We start from the raw sequence: 6,310 nt of genomic DNA on the forward strand, positions 1-6,310 counted from the left end.
AATATAGCTTCGTTATCATAACAACTTAAAATCTAATAAAAAAAGCTATTATTGTTCTGTTTTTAGATAAATAAAATCATATGTTCGATAATACTGAGATATATTTCCACTGTATCGCTGTAAACTGAATCTTATCAGCCAATAAGCAAAAAAATAAAGCTGGTAACGGTCTCTTTCTATTTCTATCTCAATTTATGGTGCTCTGTATGTCTACGTCAATCCTATCTAATATGGTAGCGTCCACTTTGTCGCGGTGGCTATTACCTGCCGTCTGGACCACCAGTAATACGCAGCAGCGCACCTTGATGTTAGGGGTGGTGTTTGCCATAGTATCCAATGTGCTGTTTGGCGTGCTTTATGCGTACAGCAGTTTTTTGGCACCTTTATCAGGTACGCAAGTATTTATTTGGCGCATGTTGGCGATGTGGGCGGTATTGATCGGATATTTGCTTATCAGTAGTCGGCTCAATTTGCATATTGATAAGCTGCGTGCTTTGAAGTCAGTCAAACAATGGGCATGGTTGCTACTGCCAACGCCAATATTTTTAAGTCAGTTGTGGCTATTTATGTGGGCACCCGTCAATGGTCAAGGCGTACAGACGGCGATGGGATATTTCTTATTCCCCTTGATGATGGTGGTGTTCGGTTGCGTATTGTTTGGTGAAAAGCTCAGCCGCCTCCAGTGGTTGGCAGTCGCATTTGCAGCAGTCGGCGTGGGCAGTGAAATCATACGGACCCAAAGCGTGTCGTGGGCGACTTTATGGGTCTGCGGTACCTATCCAATATATTATATTGTACGCAGACTGCAAGGTATTGATGCGATTACCGGCATGTTGGTGGATTTGACTTTGTTTGCGCCCTTTGCGCTTGGCTATCTGTATCTAGTGGCACCCAGTAATTTGTCTATGGTGGCAGGTTCTGGGTTCTTTATGGTGATGCTGGCAGGTTTGGGTGTGCTGAGTGTGTTAGCAATGAAGACCAATATCGATGCCAGTCAAATGTTGCCTGTGAATGTATACGGAATGATGAGTTATTTGGAGCCGGCGTTATTGTTTATTTTAGCGGTAACCGTGCTGGGCAATCCATTTGAATCGGCGATGATATACAGCTATGGTTTGATTTGGTTAGGTATTGCCTTTTTAATTGCTCATGGTATCCGTCAGTTACGTCGTGCTCGTAGAGAGACGCGAAGGGTGTTAAATGAGCAGGTAGCTTAAATGAATAGAGAGCTTAATTTTAAAGTTATTTAAAAATTACTGAGCAAAACTAACCCTATAAAAGATCATAAAAAAACGGACGATTCAGCTATTATTTAAGCCGAATCGTCCGTTCTATCGTAAAGAAACAAGTGCGTTGTTAAACTAACACCTCTAATATAAAAGCGGCTAGTCTAAATGTTGCTTAAAACCGCGCTGTTTATCACGTTCCCAATCGCGGTCTTTTAAGGTTTTGCGTTTGTCGTGCTGTTTTTTACCTACCGCCAGCGCAATTTGGCATTTGACCATTGAGCGCTTCCAATAACAAGACAACGGTATGCAGGAATAGCCTTTTTGGTTGACTGCCCCAAATAGTTTTTCAATTTCGCGGCGATTGAGCAGCAGCTTGCGAGTCCGAATACTATCAGGGTCTACATGGGTCGAGCTTGAAAGTAGGGCTTGCACATGCGACCCAAATAAGAACGCTTCCCCATTACGGAAGGTAACGTAAGCTTCCGTAATCTTCATTTTACCGGCACGGATGGCTTTAACTTCCCAACCTTGGAGTGACAAACCTGCTTCAAACGTCTCTTCAATAAAGTACTCGTGGCGAGCCTTTTTATTGGCACAAATTTGATTGTCAGGCTTTTTTGATTTTTTTGACATGGCTTCCTCTTCTAGACATGGCGTCTTGGTCTGACCAGTTCCTCATCCTATCGTCAAACCTAACTATTTGGTTTTGACTACAAATACAGATGAGTCGAACCGCCTATTGTAGCAAAGCATCCAACGAAAATGTAAGTAGGCTGTTATGACAAATGTAGCGGCTGCGTTGTATAATGAACGAGTAACTTTGAAAATTTATGAGCGATAAAAACGAGGGTGTTTTGCTAAATTATATTAGCAATAACGGAAATTAAAAAATTAACAGCGCTGACTAGTATTTTTTATTGCCAGATAAATGGGAGATAAATGGGAGATAAGTGTTAAATTTAGGCAAAATTTGCTAGCATAGTCGGTAACATTAACGACCAAATTAGCACCGCTATGAGCCTTCCTGCGACTTCCTCAAAATTACATACTAAAATTTTATATCCGGGTACCTTTGACCCCATTACTAATGGTCATGTGGACTTAGTCACACGGGCGGTAAAACTGTTTGATGAAGTGGTTATTGCCGTTGCTTCTGGCCATCATAAAAAGCCTTTATTTAATTTTGAAGAGCGCGTAGCATTAGTCGAGACAGTATTTGCTGATTTACCGCAAGTATCCGTAATAGGCTTTGAAGGTCTATTAGTCGATTTTATGCGCGAAAAAAATGCCACCGCCGTACTGCGTGGTCTGCGAGCCATGTCAGACTTTGAATACGAGTTTCAGCTGGCCAATATGAACCGTGAGCTTGATGAAAACTTTGAAGCGGTATTTTTAACCCCTTCTCAGAATTACTCGTTTATCTCATCGACTATGATTCGCGAAATCGCTAAACTTGGTGGTGATGTCAGTAAATTCGTGCCGGATTGTGTTGCCGAAGCCTTTACGCAAAAGCTAGATGTATAGTCTATTTACCTTGAAATGACTACAGGGTGGCTGGGGAAAAATTTTGTAGCATCGAAAAGTGGCGTAGCCGCACAGCAAGCAAGAAAATTTTACCAGCCCCACGTAAATAAGACGTGTCTAATTCGGTTTTGTAGCAAATACTTAGAAGTTAAATATACAATAGCCAATTCCAACAAATAAGGAGCCGTTCATGGCGCTATTAATCACGGATGAATGCATCAACTGTGATGTGTGCGAGCCTGCTTGCCCAAATGATGCTATCTCAGAAGGCGATGATATTTATGTTATCGACCCTGACTTGTGCACCGAATGTGTCGGGCATTTTGACGAGCCACAGTGTGTAGTCATCTGTCCGGTTGACTGTATTCCTCATGACCCTAATTATGTCGAAACGAAAAGCGATTTGATGTCAAAATATAAACGTATTACTGGTAAATAAACTACTGGGCAATAAGTCACTATTAAACATGACTGTTAAAAACGACTACTCACATCTAACCACCATTTAAGAAGCATTCATTCTAATACTTTCTCTGAAAATCAAAGCCAACTAGGAAGACGAGTGCAAATGCTGTGTTCGTAGGTTGAGTGAGTCTGAGAGTATTGGCTTAGCTAAATTGTTTTTTGAAATTGGTATAAAGAGCTAATATTTTACGGACAAGACTATGACTATCAGTATGGACCAGTCTACAAGTGACTTTGACCAACAACATCTCTGGCATCCTTATGCCAGCCTGCCGCCCACTTATCCTAATATCGTTATTGACCATGCGATGGCATTTACATTGTCACCCAAGATGGCACGCGCCTTATAGATGGGATGTCTTCATGGTGGGCTAGCGTTCATGGTTATAACCACCCCACACTAAATGCCGCTATTGTTGAGCAGTTGGGTAAAATGGCGCATGTGATGTTTGGTGGCTTGACCCATCAGCCAGCGATAGATTTAGGCAAAAAATTACTAGATATTGTCCCAGCTGGATTAGATGCTATCTTTTATTCCGATAGTGGCAGTATTGCGGTGGAAGTAGCGCTTAAGATGGCGCTGCAATATCAAGTTGCCGCCAAATGCCCAAACAAGAAGCAATTTGCTTCCACCCATTCAGGATATTATGGCGATACTTGGCATGCAATGAGTGTCTGTGATCCGGTAGCGGGTATGCATAGTCTATATGGTAATCAATTGCCCATGCAGCATTTTGTACCTGCGCCGCCATTAGGCTTTGAGCGTGCGTTGATGGAAGATGAGCGCGATGAGTTAACCACTTTTTTGATAATAACAGCGACAAGTTAGCAGGCTTTATTATTGAGCCGATTATCCAAGGCGCTGGCGGTATGCGCTTCTATAGTCCTGAGTATTTGCAACTGTTACGTCAGCTGTGTGATGAGCATGATGTAGTATTAATTGCTGATGAAATTGCGACTGTTTTGGTCGTAGCGGTAAATTGTTTGCTTGCCGAGCATGCCAATATCAGTCCCGATATTATGACTGTCGGTAAAGCGTTGACTGGTGGCTATATGACCTTTGCGGCGACTTTATGTACGCGCAAAATTGCCGAGACTATTAGCCAGAGTGATTATCCAGCGCTGATGCACGGCCCTACTTTTATGGGCAATCCTCTGGCCTGTGCGGTCGCGTGTGCCTCAATTGATTGATAGTATCTTATGATATCCCTAATCGTACGCAAAGATGCAAGCCACTATGGAGCAGCAGCTTGCACTAGCCACGATGCTAGAGGGCGTTAAAGAAGTACGCTGCCTGGGCGCAGTAGCCGTTATTGAGCTATATGACGCTGTTGATATGCCTACCTTTCAATCCTTACTTATTGAAAATGGAATTTGGGTCAGGCCATTTGGTAAATTGGTCTATATCATGCCGCCTTATGTTATTACCGATTCCGAGCTTTGTGACTTTATGCCAAGCGTTGTTAAAAGTAGTCAGCACTTATTTGACTCAAATTCAAAACCAGCGATAGTAAATATTAAATGAAATAGATACGGGTCATAAAAATTGCAAGGCTGGCAAATTTTTATCGCTTGCTGTGCGGCTCCGCCACCCAGAGGCTTCAAAAAATTCACACAGCCATGCACACTGTATCCGTTTTAAGGTCGATATATCCACCCTGACGCTTAGTTGTGGTTTTTAATTTCATGATTAAGTCACTGTTGTATCGGTTAACAGTCTTCTGTTATAAGGTAGGTTATGAGCGTTCTATTTGTTTCTGGCATTGATACTGACATTGGTAAAACTTATGCCACTGGAATGATGCTAAAGCGTTGATGCAGCAGGGTATCAATGTCATGACCAAAAGCTGGTACAAACGGGTGTGGCGATTAATCCACTCAACGGCGAAATGGGTATTGCTGATGATATTGTTACTCATCGTCAATTGATGGATATCCCGCTACAGCCTTGTGATCTTGATTTTACAACCTGTCCTTATCGTTATCAGAAGCCTGCGTCACCGCATTTATCCGCTAAGCTTTCAGGACAAACTCTTGACCCTGAGTTGATTACTAGCGCCACTCAACGTTTGCAACCCGAGTATGAGGTAGTGTTATTAGAAGGAGCAGGTGGGTTACTCGTGCCGATAACTGAATCGTTATTAACCTTAGATTATATTGCTACTCAAGGCTATCCTGTCATTCTGGTCACCTCGGGGCGGCTTGGCAGTATCAATCATACTTACTCAGTTTGGAAGCCATAAAATCGCGCGGCCTACAGTCCATAGTGTTATCTATAATCATATTCATGATGCCAGTGCTAATACCGATGCTGAGATAGCTGGTAGTACCATTGATTTTTTGCGAAACTACCTTCAGCAGCATTATCCCAGTGCGCATTGGTTACAGCTGCCGCATTTAGCGATTAACACGCCAGCTAATACTAAAATGCTATCAGCAGAAGATTGTTTAACTTTGCCTAGTAACTTTGTTTGAGTCATTTATATATTAATTTACATATTTAATATTTTATTTTGAGCGGGCAAATAACTGGAAAAGACTTTCCCAAATAAGCGTAAGGTTTGTATAGCGCGCTTGGTAGACTAGGCAATCGCCGCTGCACACTGGCAACAGACATGCAGGGGAGGAAAGTCCGGGCTACATAGGGCAGCGTGCCAGCTAACGGCTGGGCAGGGTAACTTGACGACCAGTGCAGCAGAGAGTAGACCGCCTTTGATTATTTAATTGTCGCAAGACGTTGATGTCATCGGTAAGGGTGAAAGGGTGCGGTAAGAGCGCACCGCGGCTAGCAACAGTCCACGGCATGGTAAACTCCACGCGTAGCAAGACCAAATAGGCATCGATGGCGCGGCCCGCGTTCGATGCGGGTAGGTTGCTTGAGCGTATTAGCGATGATACGCCTAGAGGAATGATTGTCCACGACAGAACCCGGCTTATCGGTTTACCAAACCTTTTTTGAAGTTTAAGTTACAAGTTTTCAAATTTCAGTATTTTAAGTGTTAAAACAGCCATAAGGGCTTGCTGTTTTAACGAATGGCTTTATTTTTAAAGTAAAACTATGCTTTTGTAAAAAGTTTTGTAAAAAAATTCTA

At 42.6% G+C, this 6,310-nt stretch carries 8 protein-coding genes, 1 other RNA gene and 1 pseudogene; 9 read left to right on the forward strand and 1 reads right to left on the reverse strand.

Annotated elements, in window-relative coordinates:
• Positions 1 to 206: 206 nt before the first annotated feature.
• Positions 207 to 1,217 (forward strand): EamA family transporter RarD, encoded by a 1,011-nt coding sequence (gene rarD, locus U1P77_RS13445; RefSeq protein WP_321155454.1) that lies wholly within the window; start codon positions 207 to 209, stop codon positions 1,215 to 1,217.
• Positions 1,218 to 1,385: 168 nt separating this feature from the next.
• Here rarD and smpB read toward each other — a convergent pair whose 3' ends face one another.
• Positions 1,386 to 1,862: an SsrA-binding protein SmpB gene (smpB, locus tag U1P77_RS13450; protein ID WP_321155455.1), complete on the reverse strand. Its 477-nt coding sequence runs from the start codon at positions 1,860 to 1,862 to the stop codon at positions 1,386 to 1,388.
• A 381-nt stretch (positions 1,863 to 2,243) separates the two neighbouring features.
• Here smpB and coaD point away from each other — a divergent pair, with 381 nt between their 5' ends.
• The 8 genes and pseudogenes from coaD (at position 2,244) to rnpB (ending at position 6,170) form a co-directional block, all read left to right on the forward strand.
• On the forward strand, positions 2,244 to 2,753 hold the full coding sequence (gene coaD / locus U1P77_RS13455) for a pantetheine-phosphate adenylyltransferase (protein WP_321155456.1): 510 nt from the start codon (positions 2,244 to 2,246) through the stop codon (positions 2,751 to 2,753).
• Between the two features lie 190 nt (positions 2,754 to 2,943).
• Positions 2,944 to 3,192: a YfhL family 4Fe-4S dicluster ferredoxin gene (locus U1P77_RS13460; RefSeq protein WP_201556718.1), complete on the forward strand. Its 249-nt coding sequence runs from the start codon at positions 2,944 to 2,946 to the stop codon at positions 3,190 to 3,192.
• Between the two features lie 226 nt (positions 3,193 to 3,418).
• On the forward strand, positions 3,419 to 3,568 hold the full coding sequence (locus U1P77_RS13600) for a hypothetical protein (protein ID WP_414479020.1): 150 nt from the start codon (positions 3,419 to 3,421) through the stop codon (positions 3,566 to 3,568).
• A gap of 5 nt (positions 3,569 to 3,573) precedes the next feature.
• Complete coding sequence (locus U1P77_RS13605; RefSeq protein WP_414479021.1) at positions 3,574 to 4,047, forward strand: aminotransferase class III-fold pyridoxal phosphate-dependent enzyme; 474 nt, start codon at positions 3,574 to 3,576, stop codon at positions 4,045 to 4,047.
• A 23-nt stretch (positions 4,048 to 4,070) separates the two neighbouring features.
• Entirely contained in the window at positions 4,071 to 4,409 is a 339-nt protein-coding gene (locus tag U1P77_RS13610) for an aminotransferase class III-fold pyridoxal phosphate-dependent enzyme (protein ID WP_414479099.1), read from the forward strand.
• Between the two features lie 34 nt (positions 4,410 to 4,443).
• Positions 4,444 to 4,743 carry an aminotransferase class III-fold pyridoxal phosphate-dependent enzyme gene (locus tag U1P77_RS13615; RefSeq protein WP_414479022.1) on the forward strand — a complete coding sequence of 100 codons (300 nt, stop codon included), beginning with the start codon at positions 4,444 to 4,446 and terminating at the stop codon, positions 4,741 to 4,743.
• A 213-nt stretch (positions 4,744 to 4,956) separates the two neighbouring features.
• A pseudogene (gene bioD / locus U1P77_RS13470) lies at positions 4,957 to 5,693 on the forward strand (dethiobiotin synthase).
• 99 nt (positions 5,694 to 5,792) lie between these two features.
• Positions 5,793 to 6,170, forward strand: an RNA gene (gene rnpB, locus U1P77_RS13475) — RNase P RNA component class A.
• Positions 6,171 to 6,310 lie beyond the last annotated feature (140 nt).

Origin of the sequence: Psychrobacter sp. LV10R520-6 (assembly GCF_900182925.1) — a bacterium.
Taxonomy (GTDB): Bacteria; Pseudomonadota; Gammaproteobacteria; order Pseudomonadales; family Moraxellaceae; genus Psychrobacter.

What these genes read in the sequence shown, in the direction of transcription:
- U1P77_RS13600 (WP_414479020.1), top strand. Translation starts at nt 3,419, where the DNA reads ATGACTATCAGTATGGACCAGTCTACAAGTGACTTTGACCAACAACAT.
- U1P77_RS13615 (WP_414479022.1), top strand. Translation starts at nt 4,444, where the DNA reads ATGCAAGCCACTATGGAGCAGCAGCTTGCACTAGCCACGATGCTAGAG.
- rarD (WP_321155454.1), top strand. Translation starts at nt 207, where the DNA reads ATGTCTACGTCAATCCTATCTAATATGGTAGCGTCCACTTTGTCGCGG.
- smpB (WP_321155455.1), bottom strand. Translation starts at nt 1,862, where the DNA reads ATGTCAAAAAAATCAAAAAAGCCTGACAATCAAATTTGTGCCAATAAA.
- U1P77_RS13605 (WP_414479021.1), top strand. Translation starts at nt 3,574, where the DNA reads ATGTCTTCATGGTGGGCTAGCGTTCATGGTTATAACCACCCCACACTA.
- coaD (WP_321155456.1), top strand. Translation starts at nt 2,244, where the DNA reads ATGAGCCTTCCTGCGACTTCCTCAAAATTACATACTAAAATTTTATAT.
- U1P77_RS13460 (WP_201556718.1), top strand. Translation starts at nt 2,944, where the DNA reads ATGGCGCTATTAATCACGGATGAATGCATCAACTGTGATGTGTGCGAG.